The organism is Janthinobacterium sp. GMG2 (assembly GCF_033949445.1).
Lineage (GTDB): Bacteria > Pseudomonadota > Gammaproteobacteria > Burkholderiales > Burkholderiaceae_D > Janthinobacterium > Janthinobacterium aestuarii.
Genome location: NZ_JAXAWA010000003.1, coordinates 341,744 through 363,129 on the forward strand (window position 1 = coordinate 341,744; position 21,386 = coordinate 363,129).

Genomic DNA, 21,386 nt, shown 5'->3' on the forward strand with positions numbered 1-21,386 from the left:
TTGGCTCAGGCCGTCACGTCGATCAGGCGGCCGAGGGTCTGGCCATAGCCGTTCAGCTGGGGCGTGCTTTTCGGTGCGGCCGGGGCCGCTTGTTGCGGCACGGCCACCTTGATCGCCTGGTCCAGCTGCGGTGCCTTGACGGCGGCCGGGGCATCGGCCTGCGCTTGCTGGCTGCTGCGTTGCGTTTGGCTCAGCGATTCCTGTTCCCGCGCCAGCAACTGGCGGCTTTGTGCCAGCTGTTCGCTGTCGCGCTGCACCTGGTTCTGGCCTTGTTCGACCCTGCGCTGCGCCGTGGCCAGCGAGGCTTGCAAGTTGTTGACGGACGTTAGCGATACCACATTGTTCACCTTTGAAAGTATGTCCAGGCGTACAGGGAAGGGAGGGGGCCCGGGCCATGTGTTGCATCAGACGCAACATGCCTGGCAGTAACCTTTACCTGAATCAAGAGTAGGACAAATTCTCGCACAGTTCCAGTCAATATGTTTTCTTGATAATGCTATCGCGCGCGCCCTGTGTTGCCGAAGCGGCATGCCAAAGGTGAGGCAATGATTGTCGAAGTGAGTACATGCTGTCGCTTGCGAGCATTGTTTCTCTGCCATCGGTGACGCCGTGCCGTAGAGGGGCACAAGTGCTCACATTTAAAACGTTGCTTTTTAGATAGTCAATGTATTGTTGTTTTTATACCATGTCTGCGCCCGCTAATGCGCGGCCTGTTTGGCGCTCTGGGCTATAATGGACGGTCAGAGTTGGTTTCTTTTGCCATACAGACAGGTAGTTAACATGAATCTCAAGAGCCTCGCAATTGCCCTCGGCATGTCGAAAACGACAGTCAGCAGGGCGTTGAACGGCTATCCGGAAGTCAATTCCCGCACCCGTGAAATCGTCCTGGCCGCCGCCAAGAAAGTCGGCTACCGGCCCAATCCGCTTGCGCGCAGCCTGGCCGTCGGCCGCACGAATGTGCTCGGCATGATCTATCCCTTGCTGCCCAGCGACCTGGGCGACAGCGTCTTTCTTTCCGTGGTCAATGGCATGTCCGACGCCGTCGAAGCGTCGAAGATGAGTTTGATCATCGCGCCCGTGTCGCCGCAGAACGAACAGCCCTCGTATGAAAACATGGTGCGCGGGCGCCAGGTCGATGGCCTGGTGGTGGGCCGCACCAAGGTGGTCGACGAACGCATCGCCTACCTGACGAAAGTGGGCTTTCCCTTTGTCACGAATGGCCGCACGCGCATCGACGCGCCGTACGCCTATTTTGACTACGACAACGACACGGGCATCGACCTGGCCGTGTCTTTCCTGGCGGCACATGGCCACCAGCGCATCGCCCTGCTGAGCGCGCCGCTGGATTTGCATTTTGCGTATGAGCGCAAGGAAAGCTTTATCCGCTGCATGGCGCAAGCGGGCTTGCCGGTCGATCCCGCCTATCTGCTCGACAATACTTTTGATCGCCGCAGCGGCTACCAGGCCATGCAGCAATTGCTGGCCTGCTCGCCCCGACCCACGGCCGTCATCGTCGACAACCATTTGTCCGGCGTGGGCGTGGTGCGCGCGCTGATGGATGCGGGCATCGAGATCGGCAAGGAAATCTCCGTCATCGTCTGGGGCAATGTGGAAGACACCTTGATCGGCATCAACGTCACCACCATCGACCAGCCCGACCTGCGCCGCGCTGGCGCGAAGATGGTCGAAATGCTGGAATCGCTGCTGGCCGGCACGCCGCCGGAACGGCTGCAGGAAATCTGGCAGCCGGTGCTGTTGCCGGGAGCGACGGTGGGGCGCTGCCCCGAATAAAAAAAACGCAGAGCCGAGGCTCTGCGTTGTCTTTTATGCCGCGTGCTTGCTTCCATCCGCCAGCACGGCCAATAGTCTCGCCTTATCCTTGCGGTAAGTATCGACGGCCGCTTCCTTGACGTGGCCGAAGCCGCGGATTTTCTCGGGCAGGGAGGCCAGTTCCACGCAGGTAGACAGGTTCTCCGCCGTCAGGTTGACCAGCAGGCCGGCCAGCAGTTCGCGGTATTCGACGATCAGCGCGCGCTCCATCTTGCGCTCGGCCGTGTAGCCGAAGAGGTCGAAGGTGCCGCCGCGCAAGCCCTTGGCTTTGGCCAGCAGCTTGAAGGCGCGCCACATCCAGGAACCGAACTCCGCTTTCACCAGATGCCCTTTCGCATCCTTTTTCGCAAACAGTGGCGGCGCCAGGTTGAATTTGACGGAGAAATTCCCTTCGAATTGCTGCTGCAATTGCTCGACGAAACGGCCATCCGTGTACAGGCGCGCCACTTCGTATTCATCCTTGTAGGCCAGCAATTTGAAATAGCTTTTCGCCACGGCGGTCGACAGTTTCTGTCCCAGCCCCAGGGTGTTTTCGCGGTCGCGCACCTGTTTCACCAAGGTCGCATAACCATCCGCATACGCGGCGTTTTGGTAGGCCGTGAGGAACTCCACGCGCTTCTTGATGACGCTGTCGAGGCTTTGCGGCATTTGCACGATGATCGCTTGCGACGGCGTGGCGATTTGCGTGACACGGCGCACGTCGACGGCGGCGCGGCGGCCCCACAGGAAACTCTTCTTGTTCGATTCGATGCCCACGCCATTGAGTTCAATGGCGCGCAGCAAGGCCGCTTCCGTCAACGGGATGCGGCCCTTTTGCCAGGCGTAGCCGAGCATGAACAAGTTGGCGGCAATCGAGTCGCCCATCAGCGCGGTGGCCAGTTTGGTGGCGTCGATGAAGTCGGCCGCATCGGCGCCACCGACGGATTCCTCGATCAGCTGGCGCACTTCGGCCGTCGGATATTGCCAGTCCGCATTCTGCGCAAACGTGCCCGGCGGCTGCTCGTGCAGATTGACGACTGCCAGGCTGCGGCCCGGACGCATTTTCGACACGGCATCCTGCGCCCCGGCCGTCAGCATGTCGCAGCCCAGGATCAGGTCCGCTTCACCCGTGGCAATGCGCTGTGCGCGGATGTGCGCGGGGGATTTGGCAATTTTCACGTGCGAGGTGACGGAACCGTTCTTTTGCGACATGCCCGTCATGTCCAGCACGGACGCGCCCTTGCCTTCCAGGTGCGCCGCCATGCCCATCAGGGCGCCGACGGTGATGACACCGGTGCCGCCGATGCCGTTGATCAGGATGTTGTACGGCGCGTCGCAAGCGGGCAGGACGGGTTCCGGCAGTGGGCCGAAGTTGTCCGTCTCACCTGCTTTGCTCGCGCCCGTCTTGGTCTTCTTCAGGCTGCCGCCCTCGACGGTGACGAAGCTGGGGCAGAAACCCTTGGCGCACGAGTAATCCTTGTTGCACGAGGATTGGTCGATGGTGCGCTTGCGGCCAAATTCCGTCTCTTTCGGCAAGATCGACACGCAGTTCGACTGCACGCCGCAGTCGCCGCAGCCTTCGCAGACGGCGTCGTTGATGACCATGCGCTTGGCAATGTCCGGATACTCGCCTTTCTTGCGGCGCCGGCGTTTCTCGGCCGCGCAGGTCTGGTCGTAGATCAGCACGGATACGCCTTGGACTTCACGCAATTCGCGCTGCACGGCATCCATGTCCTTGCGATCGTGCAAGGTCAGGTGGGCGGGCAGGTTGCTGCGGTCGCTGTAGCGGCTCAGGTCTTCCGTCACCAGCGCAATGCGGGCGATGCCTTCGGCCGCCACCTGCTGCGCCATCATCGGGACGGTGATGAGGCCGTCCACGGGCTGGCCTCCCGTCATGGCGACGGCGTCGTTGTAGAGGATTTTGTAAGTGATATTCACCTTGGCCGCCTGCGCGGCACGGATGGCCAGATAACCGGAATGGAAATATGTGCCGTCGCCCAGGTTCTGGAACACGTGAGGCAGTTCCGAGAACGCGGCTTGCCCGATCCATGGCGCGCCTTCGCCGCCCATGTGCGTGGTCAGCTTGTTCATTTCCGGGTAGATCGACGTGGCCATCACGTGGCAGCCGATGCCGGCCAGCGCCAGGCTGCCGTCGGGGACCTTGGTCGAGGTGTTGTGCGGGCAGCCGGAGCAGTAGAACGCGGGGCGGAACGGCGTATTTACGGCCTTTTTCAGCACCGCATCCTTGGCGTCGAGGAAGCTCAGGCGTGCCTTGATCAGGTCGCACGTGACGGGGTCGGAAATCAGGCGCGCGATGCGGCTGGCGATGACCCGTGCCACTTGCGAGACGGAAAAATCCGCCTTCGAGGTCAGCAGCCATTCGCCGCGTGGCGCCACCCATTCGCCTTTTTCGTCGAATTTGCCGATCACGCGTGGGCGCACGTCGTCGCGCCAGTTGTACAACTGCTCTTTTAATTGGTATTCGACGATTTGCCGTTTTTCTTCGACGACGAGGATTTCATCGAGGCCTTGCGCGAATTCGCGCACGCTGTCCGGTTCCAGCGGCCACGGCATGGCCACCTTGAACAGGCGCATGCCGACGTCGGCCGCCATTTGCTCGTCGATGCCCAGCTCTTCCAGCGCCTCGAGCACGTCCAGGTAGGATTTGCCGGAAGCGATGATGCCCAGCTTGGCGTTCGGGCTGTCGATGGTGGTGTGGTTGAGCTTGTTTTCTCGCGCGTAAGCGAGAGCCGCATAGATCTTGTAATCCTGCATCAGCGCTTCCTGGTTGCGCGCCTGCTGGCCCAGCGGGATGCTCGACAGGCGCGCGTTCAGGCCGCCTTCGGGCATCTGGAAATCCTGCGGAATTTTCACTTCCACGCGGAACGGGTCGGCATCGATGGAGGCCGACGATTCGACCGTGTCGGCCAGTGCCTTGAAAGCGACCGTGCAGCCAGAAAAGCGCGACATGGCCCAGCCGTGGATGCCGAGGTCCAGGTATTCCTGCACATTGCATGGATACAGGACGGGGATCATCGAGGCGGAGAACAAATGGTCGGACTGGTGCGGCAGGGTCGACGAATAGGCGCCATGGTCATCGCCGGCCACCAGCAGCACGCCGCCCAGTTTCGCCGTGCCCGCATGGTTCATGTGCTTGAAGACATCGCCGCAGCGGTCCACGCCAGGACCCTTGCCATACCACATGGCGAACACGCCGTCGTACTTGGCCGGGCCGATCAGGTCGACCTGCTGCGAACCCCAGACGGCCGTGGCGGCCAGGTCTTCGTTGACGCCGGGCACGAACTGCACGTGGTGCGCTTCCAGCTGTTTCTTGGCTTTCCACAGGTTCTCGTCGAGGCCGCCCAAGGGCGAACCGCGGTAGCCGGAGATGAAACCGGCCGTGTTCAGGCCAGCAGCCTGGTCGCGCAGGCGCTGCATCATCGGCAGACGTACGAGGGCCTGGATGCCGGACAGGAAGATGGCGCCGGAAGTGGCCGTGTATTTGTCGTCGAGGCTGACGGTGGTCAAACGGGAAGTGTCGGGGGGTGTAGATGGCGCGGCACCGGCGTTTCTAGCGAACGCTGCGGAGCCGTTTTCCGTGGTCACGGACATGGCTGTCTCCAAAAGGGTGTTTCAGATGACGGCTGTACAAGGGACGCGCCCGGTAAGGCGCGCGCTGTGCAGACGGGATGGCCGCGTGTGGGCGGCACATAACTATTTTAAATTTAAAATAGTTAATGTGGTCAGTGTAGAACGACCATGGGGAAGGGGCAAATACGGTTTGACGATGGGGGTATAAGAAATACTTATGTCATGGGCGAGAGCACGTGCGCCCCCACCCAACGCCCGCTGCCGCACAGCTCGGCGGCCACTTGCAGCACGAGGTTCTTCACGGCATTGCCGGCATTCGTCAGGGGAATGTTTTTCGAGGCGCACAGGGCCACTGTGCGCGACAGGACGGGGCTGTGGATGGCGTAGCTGCGCATGGCGCCGCTGTCGAGTTCGGCCAGCAGGGGCGCGGCGGGCAGGATGGTGGCGCCCATGCCTGCCAGGATGGCCGATTTCAGGATGGCGATCGAGTTGATCTCGATCACGTTCGCCGTCTCGAGGCCCAGTTCGCGGGCGCGGCTGTCGATGCGCGGGCGCACGCCATGCTGCAGGCCCGGCAGGATCAGGGTGGCGCTCAACGCCTGCGGGAACGACAGCGCCGAGCCCGGGGGCGCGAACGGCGAGTCGCTGCGGCAGATGAAACGCATCTCTTCTTCCACCAGGAGACTGCAGGCAAACGGGGTCAGCTGGCCATCGTCGAACAGCACGGCCAGGTTGATGCGTCCCGATTTGAGCTGTTCATTGAGGTTGCCCGTGATTTCTTCCGTCAGTTGCAGGGTGATTTCAGGGTAGCGTTCGCGCGCGGCCAGCAGCAGGGGCAGGGCCAGCGCGCCCGATATGCTGTGCGGCAAGCCCAGGGTGACGTTGCCCGACGGCCGCGTGGCGCTTTGCGTGACGGCCGAACGGGCGTCGGCCACCTGTTTCAAAATCGCTTGCGCATGTTCGTAAAACACCTTGCCCGCGTCCGTGCTGAGCACGCCCTGGGCCGAGCGGTGCAGCAGCTGTACGCCCAATTCCTCTTCCAGCTGGCGCAGCTGCTGCGTCAGGGCCGGCTGCGCCACGTGCAGGATCAGGGCCGCGCGCGACAGCGAGCCGTGGTCGACGATGGCAACAAAGTAGCGTAATTGGCGCAGTTCCATGGGTCCCAAAAGCGGTGCGTTGAGCGGAAAAGCAGCATATTGCGCCGCAGCGCCGAACGCGGCCAGCAGAATAACAATTTTGTTATACTCATTCTAACGCCTTCGGTGTTCCAGCCGCGTATTTGTGGGATGACAGCATGCTCAAGAAAGTTGATTCGTCTCAATTAAAAGTGGGCATGTACATTCATGACCTCAGCTGCGACTGGATGACGCATCCATTCGTGCGCAACCGTTTCCTGTTGCGCAGCGACGATGAAATCCGCAAGATCGTGCAGGCAGGCATCCACGACGTGGTGATCGACAGCAGCAAGGGCCTCGACGTGCAGGACGCGCCCACGGTGGCGCAGGCGCAGGCTGACACGGAACGCGAACTGGTGCAGATCGCCACGCCGCCGCAAGTGGTCACGCGCGTGTCGCTGGGCATGGAACTGGCGCGCGCCACGCAGGTGCGGCGGCAGGCGGCGAGCCTGGTGCGCACGGTGATGGCTGATGTGCGCCTGGGCAAGGCGGTCGAGCTCGACCGCGTGCAGCACACGGTGCAGGATATTACCGAATCGATCCTGCGCAATCCCGGCGCCCTCGTCGGCTTGTTGCGTATCAAGAGCAAGGATGACTACACCTTCCTGCATTCCGTCAGCGTGTGCGCGCTGCTGGTGGCGTTTTGCCGCTCGCGCGGCATCGATGCGGCCACCACGCACCAGGCCGGTCTCGGCGGCTTGCTGCACGACACGGGCAAGGCGCTGGTGCCCGATAGCGTGCTGAACAAGCCGGGTCCCCTGAGCCCGGAAGAGTTTATCCAGATCAAGCGCCATCCGCGCGACGGCTATGACATCCTGCGCCAGTCGCCCGAGGTGGGCGCCATTCCCCTCGACATCACCCTGCACCACCACGAACGGCGCGACGGCAGCGGCTACCCGGACCAGCTGGCCGGCGACGCCATCAGCGAACTGGCGCAGATGGCCGCCATCGTCGACGTGTATGACGCGCTGACGTCGGACCGCAGCTATCACAAGGGTATTCCCGCCGCCGAAGCCTTGCGCAAGATCTATGAGTGGAGCAAATTCCACTTCAATCCCGTGTTAGCGCAGGATTTCATGCGCTGCGTGGGTATCTATCCGGTGGGCACCATGGTGATGCTGGAATCGGGCCGCCTGGCCGTCGTCATCGAGGCGCACGAAAGCAATCTGCTGGCGCCGAAGGTCAATGTGTTTTTCAGTACGAAGAGCAAGACCTACATCAAGCCGGAAACGGTCGACCTGTCGCGCGGCTTCGGCTTCGGCGGCGCCGACAAGATCGTCGGCCATGAGTCGGCCGCCAAGTGGCAAGTCGATCCCATGCGTTTTCTTTCCCTTGCAGACGCTTAGAAAAACTCTGCCGTATCGTTCGAGGTAATGGTTGTCAGCAAGCCTTTTGCCACCAGTTCGTCGTAGTGGCACGCCAGATTGCGGCCATGGCTCTTGGCGTAATACAAGGCCTGGTCGGCGCGGCCGAGGATGATGACGGGCGCTTCGTAGGCGTTGATGCTGACGAAGCCCACGCTGACGGTCACTCTGCCCACTTGCGGGAAGTCGTGCGCTTCGACATTGGTGCGGAAGCGGTCGATGATTTTCTGTGCATTTTCCAGGGTGATCGAGCGCAGCAGCACGACGAATTCCTCGCCGCCGAAGCGGAAGATGCGGTCTTGCGAGCGGAACGACGATTGCAGCTGGTTGGCGATCAGGATCAGCACTTCATCGCCATACAGGTGGCCAAATTTATCGTTGACCAGTTTGAAATGATCGACGTCGATCACGGCCAGCCATTGCCGTTCCGTGTCCGTATGGTGGCGCCGTTCTTCATCGACGGGACGCGGCTTTTCCGTTTCCGGTTCGCCGCGGCTGTGCAGGATTTTCGCCAGCTGGTCGTCGAAGGTCTTGCGGTTCAACAAGCCGGTGAGCGAATCGCGTTCGCTGTAGTCGAGCAAGTTCTGGAAATTGCGGTACACGCTGACGATGCCGCCGATCACCTGGATGGTGGCGCCCGTATACGGCGTGGGATTGGTGATTTCCAGGCAGGTGGTGACCTGGTCGCCGATCCAGATGGGCAGCCACAGCAGGTGGCGGCCGTCCGCGCACAGAGTGTCGGCGCTCGCTTCATGGCGCTTGATGCAGGCGGCCAGAGCCGGGTAGTCGGACAGCGGTTCGCCTGGCAGGGTCGGGTCGTTATGCTCTTCCATGCGGGCTACGCTGCCCGCCACGATGATGGCCCGCGACCGCACGAACACCTGGCCACGCACGGTGGTCAGCGCCAACACACGGGTCTGCGACGCGGCAGCGAGTTCCTGGACCGCCGAGATCACGGAGATGTCGAGCATCGTATGGTCGCGGTGCCCGGTCATGTCCACCATGTGTTTCAGTAGGGAATCCATTGTCGATCTCTGGAAAGTGGTCACACAAGTGTCGTCATACCAGCATTGCATCAAGCAAGAGCATGTTCGCGTCCGTCTACAAGAAGCCAAGATTTATTTGGTGGCATGACGCTCTGTACCGCCGGGCGAGAGGCCTTTCCAAAGAAGAGCTAAGCAGGATAATGTCTTTTTGCCTAATAGGCAATTAACGTATGCAATATTTCATGTAAATACATGAGATTCATGCACTGCATTGCAAAAAACTTGCCCTGACGCAGGCTTTCAATCCGGATCGCAACATTTGTTTGCGCCAGCCGCCATTTCACCAGAGTTTGATAATTTCCATGTGGAAACTTGTGGCGCGTCAATTTGCCAAAACGTGGACGCTTTATAGTCAATGTAATGGCGCAGAAATTTACGGCAGGAAACATATTAGCAGGAAAGGGCAATGTTTCCCACCCGATTGCGCCAGGGACTTGTGATTCACTTTTGGGAGCTTGTCATGCATACCTTCCTGTCGGCAGTACAGCAGTTTGTCAAGGATGAGGATGGCATTACGGCAATCGAATACGGCCTGATCGCGGCGTTGATGGCTACCGCCATCACGGCCGGTTTCTTGCTGATCAAGACCAACTTGCTGGCCGTCCTCACCGATATTTCGTCGAACCTGGTGTTGACGCCCTAAGCGGGTGCCCGCCGCTGGCCGGCCAGTGGCGGGTTTTTTTCGGGAGGTGTGCCATGCCTGCAACTGCCTTGTGCGACCTGCTGCTGCTGTGCTTTGTGACGGGGGCCGCCGTCAGTGATTTGATCCAACGCAAGATTCCGAATTGGCTGGTGCTGGCGGGCATGCTCGCCGCGCTGGCGCTGCATTTGTGGCTGTGGCCACACCGCGTGCCGCAACTGGTGCTGGGCGGCATGGCAACGGGTTTTTTCCTCTTTTTACCCTTGTACGTGCTGCGCGGCATGGCCGCCGGCGACGTCAAGCTGATCGCCATGGTGGGCGCCTTTGTCGGTCCCTGGCCCGTGCTGCAGATCTGTTTTGCCACATTTGTCCTGGGCGGCGTGATGGCCGTGCTGATGATCACCTGGCAGGGCAAGTGGCGCGTTTGCCTCGGTAATCTGCGCCAGCTGATGTGGCCGATGATCGCGCGCATGGCCGGCATTCCGCTGGCGCCAAGCGCGCTGGGCAGCGGCGCCAGCGTGGGCAACATGCCGTACGGACTGGCCGTTGCCTTGGGCTGCCTGGTGGTGCAAGGGCGGAATTATTTCTGATTGGCATTCATTGCTCTGAATCAATGGACGCCAGTTCTCGCTCGCTAGAATGAATTCTGTTCAATGCAGTCCTAACCGGCTTGGAGACGCAGCATGACCGAGGTCGACTATTCCATGAGCACCGACAGCGTGCCGCGCCCTGCCGACACGAACCTGATGCCGCCCTTGCCGCCGCAGCCGAAGAGCTTGCGTGAAACGGGACTCGAGCGGCCGCTGGTCGTCGAACTGATCGCCAAGCTGATGTTTGTGGGCGGCAAGACGCACCTGTCGGCGCTGACGACGCGCTTGCGCCTGTCGATCAATGTCTTGCGCGAAGTGCTCGATTTCATGGTGACGGAGCAGATGGCCGAAGTGGCCTGGCGCGGCGAATCCGATATCGATGTGCAGTACCAGCTGACGAGCGCCGGCAAGCAGCGCGCCAGCACCTTCCTCGAACGCTGCGCGTATATCGGCGCCGCGCCCGTCACCCTGGAAGCGTACCGCGCCATGGTGGCGCGCCAGTCGTGGCTGGCACAGGAACAGCGCGTCGGCAGCGATGACCTGGCCGCCGTGCTCGGTGGCGCCCATGCGGGGCCGGGCATGCTTGACGTGGTCGGCGCGGCCCTGCATTCGGGGCGCTCGCTGTTGCTGTACGGTCCGCCCGGCAGCGGCAAGTCCACCCTGGCATTGCAGCTGGGACAATTGCTGCACGGCCTCGTCGCCGTGCCCTACGCCATCGTCGTCGGCCACGACATCATCCAGTTGTACGATCCGGCCCAGCACCTGCCGCCCGCGCCGCAGCACGTCAGCCATGCGCGCCAGGCGCTGGAACGCCGCAGCACGGATATTCGCTGGGTGCTGTGCCAGCGTCCCGTGATCCACGTGGGCGCCGAGCTCGACGCCGGCATGCTGGAACTGCGCCATGACGCCAGCGGCGGCTGCTACCAGGCGCCGCCCCATGTGCGGGCGAATAACGGCATGCTGATCATCGACGACCTGGGCCGCCAGCGCCTGGGCGCGCAAGAATTGCTGACGCGGCTGATGCAGCCGCTGGCGCGCGGCAGCGATCAGCTGGGCCTGCCCGGCGGCGTGCAGATCAGCGTGCCGTTCGATAATGCCCTTGTGCTGGCCACGAACGTGCCGCCGGGCGAGCTGTTTGACGCCGCCTTGCTGCGCCGCATCGGCTACAAGGTGCAGGTGGGGCCGCTGGCCGAGAACGCCTATCGCGCCCTGTTCCGCCAGCAATGCCGGCTGGCCGGTATGGCCATCGACGAAATGGCTATCAACCATTTGCTGCAGCTGCATGGCGCGCAGGGACGGCCCTTGCTGGCCAGCTATCCGCAGGAATTGCTGGCGCGCATGGGCGACTTCGCCGGCTTCGCCGGCTGTGAAGCGCGCCTGACGGTGGCCGCCCTGGAGCAGGCCTGGAGCAGCCTGTTTGCCAGCTGCGACATGCCGGCCGCCAGCCTGTGCGAGCGTATCGCATGAAAAACCGGCGCGCCCTCCTGATGATGGTCCTGGCCGTGGTGCTGGGTCTGCTGGCCGTGCTGCTGGCCTCGCACTGGCTGCTGCGCCAGACGCCGGCCGGCAAGGGCAAGATCGTCGTCGCCTCCACCGATGTCAATCTGGGCCAGCGCCTGACACCCGAGATGCTGCGCCTGGCCGAGTGGCCGGCGGAAAGCTTGCCGCAAGGCGCGCTGCAAGACCCGGCAAAACTGGCGGGACGCGTGCTGAAAACCAGCGTGTTGCGCGGCGAGCCGCTGAGCGAGGCCAAGCTGGCCCCCGTCGGCACCCTGGGTGGCCTGTCGGCCCTGATCACGGAAGGGCGGCGCGCCATCACCGTGCGCGTCAACGACGTGATCGGCGTGGCCGGCTTCGCCTTGCCGGGCAACTATGTCGACATCATCGTCAGTACCCAGCAAGATGCCGGCGACCGCGCGTTTCCGCAAAGCCGCAACATTTCCAAGATCGTGCTCGAACGCATCCTCGTGCTGGCCGTGGCGCAGGAAGTGGGGCGCGACGAGACCAAGCCGCGCGTGGTCAACGCGGTGACCCTGGAAGTGACGCCGGAACAGGCGGAAAACCTGGACCTGGCGCGCAGCGTGGGCAGCCTGTCGCTGGTGCTGCGCAACCAGGTCGATCCGCAGCCGGGCGTGACGGCGGGCGCGACCAAGCTGACCTTGCTGGGCGGACCGCACGACGCCGAGCCTGCTCCCGTGCCTGCCGCCGCCCCCGTGCTGGCCGTGGCGCCGCGTCCGGTGCGCGTGGCGAAGGCGCCGCCGGAACCACAGCGCCAGTGCAGCACCGTCATCGATGGGACGCGCCAGTCGCGCGAATGTTTTTAGCCAACCATGGACACGCTCATGAACCGCGCCCTGCTGACACTGTGCTGCCTGCTGTTGCCGCTTGCCGGCGCGGCAGCCGATCCTGGTCCCCGCTGCGGCGGCGAAGCGGCGACGCCCGGCAACTTGCAGCTGCAGGTGGGCAAGTCGAGCATGTTGCGCCTGCCCGAGGCGGTGCTGGCCCGCAGTGTCGGCAATCCGGCCATGCTGCAAGCCATGCTGGTCGCGCCCGACACTTTATATGTGGTCGGTGTCGACGTGGGCAGCACGAATATGATCATCCAGGGACGCAGCGGCGTGTGCAGCGTGGTGAACGTCAGCGTCAGCATGGATCCGTCCGGCTTGCAAACGACCCTGGCGGCCCTGATGCCGGAAGAAAAAGCCATTCGCGTCACGGCCGTGGCCGACACCCTGGTGCTGTCGGGCACGGTGCAGGACGCTGGTGCCGTGCTGCGCGCCACCGAGCTGGCGCACGCGTATGTGCGCCGCGCTACCGCACCGCTGGCGCTGCCCAAGCCCGCCGACGGCGCCGCCATGCCGGCTGCCGCCACGGTGCCCGCTGGCGGCGCGGGTGGTGCAAACAGCCGCATCATCAATATGCTTGACGTCAGCGCGCCGCAGCAGGTGATGCTGGCCGTGCAGATCGCCGAAGTGTCGAAGTCGCTGCTGGAGCGGCTGGAAGTGGGCGCCACCTTGCGCTTCGCGTCCGGCAGCTGGGCCACCACCTTGCTGTCGAATTTCCTGAGCGGCACGGCCAATGGCTTGCTCGACGTGCGCAAGTCGAATGGCCAGCAGCTGACCATCGAGGCGCAGAAACAGGATGGCCTGGTGCGCATCCTGGCCGAGCCGACCGTGATGGCGATCAGCGGGCAGGAGGGCAGTTTTCTGGCCGGCGGCAAGATCTTCATTCCCGTCGGCCAGGACAACAACAAGATCACCTTGGAAGAGCGCGAGTATGGCGTCGGCCTGCGTTTTACGCCCACCGTGCTGTCGGGCGGGCGCATCAATTTGAAGGTGGCGCCGGAAGTGTCGGAACTGTCGCGCGAGGGGGTGGGCATTTCCGCCGCCGGCGTCAGCGGGCGCTCCATTTTGCCCGTGATTACCACGCGGCGCGCCTCGACCACGGTGCAGCTGTACGACGGCCAGAGCTACGCCATCGGCGGCTTGATCAAGAACAACCAGGTGAGCAACATCACGGGCGTGCCGTGGCTCAGCGAGCTGCCCATCCTCGGCGCGCTGTTTCGCAGCACGGACTTCCAGCATGACCGCACGGAATTGTTGTTCGTCATTACCGCGCACCTGGTGAAACCGTTGCCGGCGGACGCCGTGCTGCCGACGGCGCAGCTGGCGCCACCCTCGCGCACGGACTTGATGTTGCGCGGCAAGATGGAAGGCACCTTGCCGCTGGCGCCGCCGTCCGTGCCGCCACCGCGCGCGGCCAACGGCTTCGAGTTGAAATGAGACGGGGAGACACGCCATGCCGAACTCGCTCCTGATATTGCTGCGGCGCCTGGCCGCCCTCGCCCTGGCCATGCTGCTGGCCGCCTGCGCGCACAGCAGCACGCCACAGCTGGACCCGCGCTTCGGCGACGCCGTGCGCCTGGCCATGACGCAGCAGGTGCGCGATCCGGCCAGCGCGGGCAATCGCCAGCCTGCCGACGGCCTGGACGGGCCCAGCGCGCACGCCGTCATGCAGCGCTACCGCGCCTCGTTCGTCGAACCGAACGGCCAGGCGCCGCAGCCGGTGCAGTTCATGCTGGGAGGCGGCAATGGCAAATAGACGCCAAGGCCAGCGCGGGGCGATGCTGATCGCCTTTTCCATCCTGCTCATCCTGGTGCTGGGTTTTATCGGCCTGGCGCTCGACGTGGGCCAGGTCATCGGCCGCAAGACGGAATTGCAGAACCTGGCCGACAACGCGGCGCTGGCGGCGGCTGCGGAACTGGTGGGCACGCCCGAAGGCTTGCTTGCTGCCGTGACGAAGGCCAAGAGCAGCGCGGCCGACAAGAGCGCGTGGCGGCGCCGCATGCAGGGCGCGATCCTGTCGGACGCCAGCATCCGCTTCGCCAGCGTGCCCGACGCGCCCGCCAGCGAATGGCATGCGGCGGGCGCCGTGCCCGATGCGGCCACGGCGCTGTTCGTGCGCATCGATACGCAGGCCAATGAGCCGTCGCTGGGGCGGGTGGCGACGGCGTTCCTGGGCGCCTGGTCGCCGGCGCTGCGCACCCTGGACACGGGCGCGCGCGCCGTGGCGGGACGTACCAGTCTGAACCTGACGCCGCTGGCCGTTTGCGCACTGTCGGCCAGCGCGGCCAGTGCGCGCACGAATGCGGCGCTGCTGCCGGCCGTCGAGCTGCTGGAATATGGCTTTCGCCGCGGCGTGGCGTATAACCTGTTGAAACTCAATCCGAACGGCCCGGCGGCCGAACATTTCGTGCTCAATCCCCTGGGCCAGCCGGGTGTGGTGGGACCGTCGCTGCAGGTCGGCGAGACCAGCGTGTTGCCGTTTGTGTGCAGCGGCACGGTGCTGTACCCGCGCATCGGCAGCGCGCAAGTGCACGTGCACCGGCCGTTTCCCGCCACCTTGTGGCCGGCCTTCAACGCACGCTTCAACCTGCACGCGGGCAGCGGCTGCCATCCCGTCACGTCGCCGCCCGACACGAATATCCGCGCCTATCCGAATGCGGCCGCGAACTGGTGGATGACGAACACGCCTGACGCGCCGAGCGCCCTGAGCACCGGCAATCCGCTGCTGTCCGTGGCCGATCCGGAATCGAACGCGACGCCGCCCGCCGTCGGCAGTTATGGGCCGCTGTGGTCGTTTGGCAGGGCGGTCAAGTACAGCAGCGTGAAGCCGGCCGGCGGCTATCTGCCGTTTGCCACCAGCGACTGGAGCAAGCTGTATCCGGCCCTGCCCGCCGCGCCGGCCGCCAAGTCCGGCTATCCTGCCACGCCGCCATACCAGACGCTGGGATTCCAGACGGCACCGACCGGCAACACGGGCGTGGCACAACGGCGCCTGCTGCATATTCCCTTGCTGGCCTGCCCGCTGCCGGCCGGCAGCGACGTGCTGGCGCAAGTGCGCGGCATCGGCCGCTTCTTCATGACGGCGCCGGCCACCAATGGCGTGCTGAGCGCCGAATTTGACGGCCTGGCGGCCGAGGGCGCGCTGATGGGCCCCGCGGAGTTGCTGCAATGAGGCCGCCCTGCCGCGCGCCACGCCGCCAGCATGGTGTCGCCGCCATCGAGCTGGCGCTGATCATGCTGTTTTTCATGGGCCTGTTGCCCTTCGTGCTGCTGTTCGGCCGCGCGCTGCTGGTGTACACGGCCCTGCAGAAAAGTACGCACGATGCGGCGCGCTACCTGGCGACCGTGCCGCTGTCGCAGATGGCCAGTATCGGCACGGCGACCCAGGGCGTCGCATTTTCGCGCCAGATGGTGGTCGAGGCGATGGCGGAAAGCTGGCCCACCATGGAGTCCGTCCGGGTCAGCGTGGACTGTACCTATGCCGACGATTCCTACAACTGCGGCAATTACGGGACGCCGCCGCAGCAGGTGCATATCAAGGTGTCGGTGGACATGCCCATCGTCTTCCTGCCAGACCTGACGCGCGCGTGGCTGCCGCAGCTGGCGCCGATCCCCTTGCGTTCCAACGCGACATTGCGCTATGTCAATTAACCTGCGCCTGCGCCTGCGCCGCCAGCGCCAGGGCGGTGTTTTTGCCGTCGAGTTCGCCATGCTGGCGCTGTTGTTCTTTCTCTTCCTGTTCGCCATGCTGGAATTGGCGCGCGCCGTGTACCTATGGAATATGGTGCACGAGATTACCCGGCGTGCCGCGCGCGGCGCGGCCGTCACCGATTTCAGCAATGCAAGCGCGCTGCAGGCCGTGCGCACGCATGCCGTGCTGCGCGCCGCGCCGGGCGTGCTGCCGCTGGGCGGCGGCATCAGCGACGCGTATGTGCGCATCGATTATCTGTCGCAGTCGAGCAGCGGCGCCGCGCTGGCGGCCGTGCCGGTAACGGTGATGCCGGGCTGCCCGCAACGCAACCGCATCAATTGCCTGGACGACCCGCATGGCGCCAGCTGCATCCGTTTCGTGCGCGCGAGCCTGTGCGTGCCTGGCGACGGCGGGCGTTGCGAGAGCGTGCCATACCGGCCCATCCTGCCGCTGCTGAACGTGATGTTTCCCTCCGGAGCAGGCGCCGTGCGCCTGCCCAACGGCGCCACCATGGCGGTGGCCGAGTCGTTGGGCTATCCGGACAATCCCGGTTTTTGTCCTTGAGCGCCACTTGACGGCGCAGCCGAATGTGTAGACCTGAAAGAAGCGAGGAAGTGCGATGAAAGCCTTGATGATTAGCCGCGACGCCAGCTTGCACGACGAAATTGCCGCGCAGGGGGCGGCCCGCATGCCCGTGCTGCGCCTCCTGGAACGGCGCAGCGGCCTGCGCGACGCCGTCGAGCGCATGCTGCCGGAAGCGCCGGAACTGGTGATCGTCGACGCCAGCGGCATCGATGCCGATGAAGCTGACCTGCTCGAGCGCCTGGCGCGCCAGTATCCGCTGGCCGTGCTGATGCTGCTCACGCGCGGCCAGCAGCAGGATGTGCTCATACGCGCCATGCGCGCCGGCATGCGCGAAGTGCTGCAGCTGCCGCTGGTGCACAAGGCCTTTCACGAGGCGATGGACAGGGTCGATATCCAGGCTGGCGTGACGCAGATGCGCGACGGTAAAGTGCTCGCCTTCATCTCGTGCAAGGGCGGCAGCGGCGCCACCTTCCTGTCGACGAATTTTTCCTACGCGCTGGCCAGCCTGGCCGGCTGCAAGGTGCTGCTGATCGACCTGCACGGCCAGTTCGGCGACGCCACCTTGTACGTGTCGGACCAGAAGCCGGCCATGACCCTGTCCGACATCTGCGCGCAGATCGCGCGCATGGACGGCGCCTTTCTCGCCTCGTGCCTGGTGCACGTGACGCCGAACTTCGGCGTGCTGGCGGCGGCCGACGACCCGTCGCACAAGGTCGACATGCAGCCCGAGCACATGGATCGCATCCTGGCCGTGGCGCGCCAGCACTACGACTACATCGTGCTCGACGTGGGGCGCCAGATCGATGCGCTGTCGCTGCGCGCGCTCGACAACGCCGACGCCATCTATCCGGTGCTGCAGCTGGCCTTGCCCGATATCCGCGACGGGCGCCGCCTGCTCGACATTTTCCGTTCGCTCGGCTATCCGGGCGAGCGCCTGCGCCTGATCGTCAACCGCTATGAGAAGGGTGGTCGCCTGCGCCTGGCGGACCTGGAGCAGGCGCTGAGCGCGGAAGTGGTGCACACGGTGCCCAACGATTACATCGCCGCCACCGATTCCGTCAACCAGGGCATTCCGCTGCTGCAGCTGTCGCGCACCAGCGCCGTGGCGCGCAGCCTGGCCGAACTGGTGGAACTGGTGACGGCACGCCGCGTGACGGAAAGCCGCGGCCTGTTCGACCGCCTGTTCAGCCGCAGCGAGGCTTGACGCGGTCGCCGATGAACGATGTCAAGGCTCCCGCCGGGAGCCATCATGGGAGCCGAGATGACTTTACGCGAACGCCTGGCGGCGAATGAAACGGTGCGCCCCGCCACGAATGGACAAGGCGCGCTGGCGCTGCACGCCTACCAGGAACTGAAAAAAACCATGCACCAGACGATACTCGACCGTATCGACCTGGAACGGTTAAAACGCCTGACGGCGGAGCAGTTCAAGCACGAACTGGCGCTGCTGGTGCAGCGCGTGATCGAGGAAGAGCGCATCGTGCTGAACCAGCATGAGCGGCATAGCCTGGTGCTCGACATCCAGCACGAGATGCTGGGCTTTGGCCCGCTGGAACCCCTGCTGGCCGATGCCAGCGTGTCCGACATCCTCGTCAATACCTGCGACAAGGTGTATGTGGAGCGGGGCGGGCGGCTGCAACTGACGGACGTGACCTTCCACGACAATGCGCACCTGATGAAGATCATCGAAAAGATCGTCTCGCGCGTGGGGCGGCGCGTCGATGAATCGAGCCCGATGGTCGACGCGCGCCTGCCCGACGGCTCGCGCGTGAATGCCATCATTCCGCCGCTGGCCGTCGATGGACCGATTCTGTCGATTCGGCGCTTTGCCGTGCAGCCGCTCACCATCGCCAACCTGCTCGATTACAAAAGCCTGACGCCGCCCATGGTGCAGGTGCTGCAGGCGCTGGGCCAGGCCAAGGTCAACATCCTGATCTCGGGCGGCACGGGCAGCGGCAAGACGACCCTGCTCAACGTGCTATCCGGCTTCATTCCCGGCAGCGAACGCATCGTCACCATCGAAGATGCGGCCGAACTGGCGCTGCGCCAGCCGCACGTGGTGCGCCTGGAAACGCGCCCGCCGAATATCGAGGGCAAGGGCGAAGTGAGCCAGCGCGCGCTGGTGCGCAATGCGCTGCGCATGCGGCCCGACCGCATTATCCTGGGCGAGGTGCGCGGCGCCGAGGCGCTCGACATGCTGCAGGCGATGAACACGGGCCATGAGGGTTCGCTGGCGACCATCCACTCGAACACGGCGCGCGACGCGCTGGCGCGGCTGGAAAACATGGTCGGCATGGCCAACGTGAACCTGACGCCGCGCGCCACGCGCCAGCAGATCTGTTCGGCCGTGACGGTGGTGATGCAAGTGTCGCGCCTGACGGACGGCGCGCGCAAGCTGGTCAGCCTGCAGGAAGTGACGGGCATGGAAGGCGACATCATCGCCATGCATGAAATTTTCCGCTTCGAGCAGACGGGCGTCGATGCCGATGGCAAGGTGCAGGGCCACTTCTGCGCCACGGGCGTGCGGCCGCGCTTTACGGAACGGCTGCGCATGTTCGGCGCGCCCGTGCCCGACAGCGTGTTCGACCCCGACCGCATCTACGAGTAAGGAGGGAACCATGGACCTGGTCTTCTACGGCTTTGCCGTGCTGCTGTTCGCCGCCTGCATCCTGATGGTGGAGGGCGTTTGGCTGTGGTGGTCGGGCACGCATGGCAGCGCGGCACGACGCATCAACCGGCGCTTGCGGCTGATGGCGGCGCGCGGCGAGGGGGGCGGCGAGCGGGTCTCCATCCTCAAGCAGCGCCGCTATGCGCGTTCGCCCGGCCTGGAGCGCTTGCTGCGGCGCGCGCCGCAGGCGGCGCGGCTCGATCGTTTGCTGCTGCAATCGGGCTTGTCCTGGTCGGTGGCGCAATTCCTGGGCGGCACCGGCGCCTTGCTGCTGGCGGCCTTGCTGCTGCTGGCGGCATGGTCCATGCCCGTGCCCGGCGCCGTGCTGCTGTTGTCCTGCGCCGCGAGCGCACCGTGCTTGTGCGTGCTGCGCGCGCGCGCGGCGCGGCTGAAAAAGATCGAAGCGCAACTGCCGGAAGCGGCCGATTTCCTGGCCCGTGCGCTGCGCGCCGGGCACTCGTTTTCGAACGTGCTGCAGATGGTCGGCGATGAACTCAATGAGCCGATCAGCGGCGAATTCAAGATGGCGCACGAAGAGATCAATTACGGCGTGCCGATGAACGAGGCGCTGCAAAACCTGGCCGCGCGCATTCCGCTGACGGACTTGCGCTACCTCGTCATCGCCGTGCTGGTGCAGCGCGAATCGGGGGGGAATTTGGCCGAGGTGCTGGTCAGCATCGCGCGCATCATCCGCGCCCGTTTGAAGCTGCTGGGGCAGGTGCGCGTGCTGTCGGCCGAGGGACGCATGTCGGCCTGGGTGCTGGGCCTGATGCCGGTGGTGATGATCGGCGTCATGGCGCTGGTCAACCCGCAATACATCCGCCTGCTGTGGACCGATCCCAGCGGCATCAAACTGCTGTGGTACGCGGCCGGCATGGTGGCGCTGGGCGTGGTCTGGATGCGCAATGTGATCCGCATCCGCATCTAAAACAGGAGGTGCTATGAGCGGTGCACAACTGCTGTTTCTCGTGATCGTCTTTGCCGTGGTGGTGGCGCTGGCCCTGCTGGCGTGGGTGATCTTCTTTCCTGGCACTTTGCGCCAGCGCCTGTTTGGCGCCACGGCGCCGGTCGCCAGCGCGGCGGTGGTGGAAAATGGCTGGGTGGAGCGCGTGGCGCGCGTGGCGCAGCCGTTCAGCAAGCTGTCGCTGCCGGAAGAGGGCTGGGAACGTTCGCCGCTGCGTACGCGCTTCATGAACGCGGGCTGGCGGCAGGCAAGCGCGCCGGCCCTGTATTTTGCGGCGAAGACCGTGCTGGCCCTGCTGTTTCCCACCGTGCTGGGGCTGTATGCGGCCAGCGCCATGGCGGCGCAGCTGCGCAGCGTGCTGCTGTTGCTGCTGTGCGTCAGCGCCACCGTCGGCTATTACCTGCCGAACCTGGTGCTGGCCAGCACGGCCAAGCGGCGCCAGCGCGACATCTTTGAAAACATCCCCGACGCGCTCGACTTGCTGACCGTGTGCGTGGAAGCGGGCCTGAGCCTGGAGCGCGCGCTGGTGAAGGTGTCGGGCGAAATCCATATCAAGAGCGTGGTGTTGGCGCAGGAGTTGCAGCTGGTGCTGATGGAAATGCGCGCCGGCTTTTCCAAGGAAAAGGCGCTGCGCAACCTGGCCCTGCGCAGCGGCGTGGAAGACGTCGACACCCTGGTCGCCATGCTGATCCAATCGGAACGCTTCGGCACGAGCATGGGCGATTCGCTGCGCGTGCATTCGGAAAACCTGCGCGGCAAGCGCAGCTTGCTTGCAGAAGAGGCGGCAGCGAAGATCGCCCTGAAACTGCTGTTCCCGCTGATCTTTTGCGTCTTTCCCACCCTGATGCTGGTGCTCATGGGGCCGGCCGTGATCGAAGTCTATCGCGTGCTCGTGCCGGGCATGGCCAGCCGCTGAA

General features: G+C 64.3%; 19 protein-coding genes. 15 read left to right on the forward strand and 4 right to left on the reverse strand.

The features are described from left to right. Positions 1-5: 5 nt before the first annotated feature. Positions 6-338, reverse strand: a complete 333-nt coding sequence (locus tag SKZ59_RS13610; protein ID WP_034753595.1) for a hypothetical protein — start codon at positions 336-338, stop codon at positions 6-8. Between the two features lie 442 nt (positions 339-780). On the opposite strand from SKZ59_RS13610, the gene SKZ59_RS13615 reads away from it, so the two are divergent. Beyond that, on the forward strand, positions 781-1,791 hold the full coding sequence (locus tag SKZ59_RS13615) for a substrate-binding domain-containing protein (RefSeq protein ID WP_319992070.1): 1,011 nt from the start codon (positions 781-783) through the stop codon (positions 1,789-1,791). 33 nt (positions 1,792-1,824) lie between these two features. Here SKZ59_RS13615 and SKZ59_RS13620 read toward each other — a convergent pair whose 3' ends face one another. After that, positions 1,825-5,421, reverse strand: a complete 3,597-nt coding sequence (locus SKZ59_RS13620) for an indolepyruvate ferredoxin oxidoreductase family protein (protein WP_319992071.1) — start codon at positions 5,419-5,421, stop codon at positions 1,825-1,827. A gap of 194 nt (positions 5,422-5,615) precedes the next feature. Further along, entirely contained in the window at positions 5,616-6,557 is a 942-nt protein-coding gene (locus SKZ59_RS13625; RefSeq protein ID WP_319992072.1) for a LysR substrate-binding domain-containing protein, read from the reverse strand. Between the two features lie 137 nt (positions 6,558-6,694). On the opposite strand from SKZ59_RS13625, the gene SKZ59_RS13630 reads away from it, so the two are divergent. Beyond that, positions 6,695-7,921 carry an HD-GYP domain-containing protein gene (locus SKZ59_RS13630; protein WP_319992073.1) on the forward strand — a complete coding sequence of 409 codons (1,227 nt, stop codon included), beginning with the start codon at positions 6,695-6,697 and terminating at the stop codon, positions 7,919-7,921. On the opposite strand, the gene SKZ59_RS13635 is transcribed toward SKZ59_RS13630, so the two are convergent. Then, entirely contained in the window at positions 7,918-8,964 is a 1,047-nt protein-coding gene (locus tag SKZ59_RS13635; protein ID WP_319992074.1) for a GGDEF domain-containing protein, read from the reverse strand. The genes SKZ59_RS13630 and SKZ59_RS13635 overlap by 4 nt on opposite strands. Before the next feature lie 481 nt (positions 8,965-9,445). Between SKZ59_RS13635 and SKZ59_RS13640 the strand changes: the two genes are divergently transcribed. From SKZ59_RS13640 to SKZ59_RS13700, 13 genes are all read left to right on the forward strand, one after another. Next, the gene (locus SKZ59_RS13640) at positions 9,446-9,628 is read left to right on the forward strand and encodes a Flp family type IVb pilin (protein ID WP_034752975.1); all 183 of its coding nucleotides are present in this window, start codon (positions 9,446-9,448) and stop codon (positions 9,626-9,628) included. A 53-nt stretch (positions 9,629-9,681) separates the two neighbouring features. Beyond that, positions 9,682-10,215 (forward strand): prepilin peptidase, encoded by a 534-nt coding sequence (locus tag SKZ59_RS13645; protein ID WP_070304497.1) that lies wholly within the window; start codon positions 9,682-9,684, stop codon positions 10,213-10,215. Between the two features lie 93 nt (positions 10,216-10,308). Then, positions 10,309-11,682 (forward strand): ATP-binding protein, encoded by a 1,374-nt coding sequence (locus SKZ59_RS13650; RefSeq protein ID WP_219328507.1) that lies wholly within the window; start codon positions 10,309-10,311, stop codon positions 11,680-11,682. Next, on the forward strand, positions 11,679-12,539 hold the full coding sequence (cpaB, locus tag SKZ59_RS13655; protein ID WP_219328506.1) for a Flp pilus assembly protein CpaB: 861 nt from the start codon (positions 11,679-11,681) through the stop codon (positions 12,537-12,539). The genes SKZ59_RS13650 and cpaB overlap by 4 nt, the downstream gene beginning before the upstream one ends. An 18-nt stretch (positions 12,540-12,557) precedes the next feature. Continuing rightward, the gene (locus tag SKZ59_RS13660) at positions 12,558-13,997 is read left to right on the forward strand and encodes a type II and III secretion system protein family protein (RefSeq protein WP_319992075.1); all 1,440 of its coding nucleotides are present in this window, start codon (positions 12,558-12,560) and stop codon (positions 13,995-13,997) included. 16 nt (positions 13,998-14,013) lie between these two features. Next, positions 14,014-14,316 carry a hypothetical protein gene (locus SKZ59_RS13665; RefSeq protein WP_319992076.1) on the forward strand — a complete coding sequence of 101 codons (303 nt, stop codon included), beginning with the start codon at positions 14,014-14,016 and terminating at the stop codon, positions 14,314-14,316. Beyond that, on the forward strand, positions 14,306-15,733 hold the full coding sequence (locus SKZ59_RS13670; protein ID WP_319992077.1) for a pilus assembly protein TadG-related protein: 1,428 nt from the start codon (positions 14,306-14,308) through the stop codon (positions 15,731-15,733). The genes SKZ59_RS13665 and SKZ59_RS13670 overlap by 11 nt, the downstream gene beginning before the upstream one ends. After that, a complete protein-coding gene (locus SKZ59_RS13675; protein ID WP_319992078.1) occupies positions 15,730-16,212 on the forward strand; it encodes a TadE/TadG family type IV pilus assembly protein in 483 nt (160 codons plus the stop codon). The genes SKZ59_RS13670 and SKZ59_RS13675 overlap by 4 nt, the downstream gene beginning before the upstream one ends. Next, a complete protein-coding gene (locus tag SKZ59_RS13680) occupies positions 16,202-16,816 on the forward strand; it encodes a TadE/TadG family type IV pilus assembly protein (protein ID WP_319992079.1) in 615 nt (204 codons plus the stop codon). Before SKZ59_RS13675 ends, SKZ59_RS13680 begins: the two co-directional genes overlap by 11 nt. 55 nt (positions 16,817-16,871) lie before the next feature. Continuing rightward, the gene (locus tag SKZ59_RS13685; RefSeq protein WP_319992080.1) at positions 16,872-18,041 is read left to right on the forward strand and encodes an AAA family ATPase; all 1,170 of its coding nucleotides are present in this window, start codon (positions 16,872-16,874) and stop codon (positions 18,039-18,041) included. Between the two features lie 57 nt (positions 18,042-18,098). Further along, on the forward strand, positions 18,099-19,445 hold the full coding sequence (locus SKZ59_RS13690; RefSeq protein WP_080698639.1) for a CpaF family protein: 1,347 nt from the start codon (positions 18,099-18,101) through the stop codon (positions 19,443-19,445). 10 nt (positions 19,446-19,455) lie between these two features. Next, positions 19,456-20,433 carry a type II secretion system F family protein gene (locus tag SKZ59_RS13695; protein WP_319992081.1) on the forward strand — a complete coding sequence of 326 codons (978 nt, stop codon included), beginning with the start codon at positions 19,456-19,458 and terminating at the stop codon, positions 20,431-20,433. Positions 20,434-20,446: 13 nt separating this feature from the next. Next, positions 20,447-21,385 (forward strand): type II secretion system F family protein, encoded by a 939-nt coding sequence (locus SKZ59_RS13700; protein WP_319992082.1) that lies wholly within the window; start codon positions 20,447-20,449, stop codon positions 21,383-21,385. Position 21,386 lies beyond the last annotated feature (1 nt).

Excerpts from the sequence above, each read along its gene's own strand:
- SKZ59_RS13615 (WP_319992070.1), top strand. The coding sequence starts at position 781 with ATGAATCTCAAGAGCCTCGCAATTGCCCTCGGCATGTCGAAAACGACA.
- SKZ59_RS13620 (WP_319992071.1), bottom strand. The coding sequence starts at position 5,421 with ATGTCCGTGACCACGGAAAACGGCTCCGCAGCGTTCGCTAGAAACGCC.
- SKZ59_RS13625 (WP_319992072.1), bottom strand. The coding sequence starts at position 6,557 with ATGGAACTGCGCCAATTACGCTACTTTGTTGCCATCGTCGACCACGGC.
- SKZ59_RS13630 (WP_319992073.1), top strand. The coding sequence starts at position 6,695 with ATGCTCAAGAAAGTTGATTCGTCTCAATTAAAAGTGGGCATGTACATT.
- SKZ59_RS13635 (WP_319992074.1), bottom strand. The coding sequence starts at position 8,964 with ATGGATTCCCTACTGAAACACATGGTGGACATGACCGGGCACCGCGAC.
- SKZ59_RS13640 (WP_034752975.1), top strand. The coding sequence starts at position 9,446 with ATGCATACCTTCCTGTCGGCAGTACAGCAGTTTGTCAAGGATGAGGAT.
- SKZ59_RS13645 (WP_070304497.1), top strand. The coding sequence starts at position 9,682 with ATGCCTGCAACTGCCTTGTGCGACCTGCTGCTGCTGTGCTTTGTGACG.
- SKZ59_RS13650 (WP_219328507.1), top strand. The coding sequence starts at position 10,309 with ATGACCGAGGTCGACTATTCCATGAGCACCGACAGCGTGCCGCGCCCT.
- cpaB (WP_219328506.1), top strand. The coding sequence starts at position 11,679 with ATGAAAAACCGGCGCGCCCTCCTGATGATGGTCCTGGCCGTGGTGCTG.
- SKZ59_RS13660 (WP_319992075.1), top strand. The coding sequence starts at position 12,558 with ATGAACCGCGCCCTGCTGACACTGTGCTGCCTGCTGTTGCCGCTTGCC.
- SKZ59_RS13665 (WP_319992076.1), top strand. The coding sequence starts at position 14,014 with ATGCCGAACTCGCTCCTGATATTGCTGCGGCGCCTGGCCGCCCTCGCC.
- SKZ59_RS13670 (WP_319992077.1), top strand. The coding sequence starts at position 14,306 with ATGGCAAATAGACGCCAAGGCCAGCGCGGGGCGATGCTGATCGCCTTT.
- SKZ59_RS13675 (WP_319992078.1), top strand. The coding sequence starts at position 15,730 with ATGAGGCCGCCCTGCCGCGCGCCACGCCGCCAGCATGGTGTCGCCGCC.
- SKZ59_RS13680 (WP_319992079.1), top strand. The coding sequence starts at position 16,202 with ATGTCAATTAACCTGCGCCTGCGCCTGCGCCGCCAGCGCCAGGGCGGT.
- SKZ59_RS13685 (WP_319992080.1), top strand. The coding sequence starts at position 16,872 with ATGAAAGCCTTGATGATTAGCCGCGACGCCAGCTTGCACGACGAAATT.
- SKZ59_RS13690 (WP_080698639.1), top strand. The coding sequence starts at position 18,099 with ATGACTTTACGCGAACGCCTGGCGGCGAATGAAACGGTGCGCCCCGCC.
- SKZ59_RS13695 (WP_319992081.1), top strand. The coding sequence starts at position 19,456 with ATGGACCTGGTCTTCTACGGCTTTGCCGTGCTGCTGTTCGCCGCCTGC.
- SKZ59_RS13700 (WP_319992082.1), top strand. The coding sequence starts at position 20,447 with ATGAGCGGTGCACAACTGCTGTTTCTCGTGATCGTCTTTGCCGTGGTG.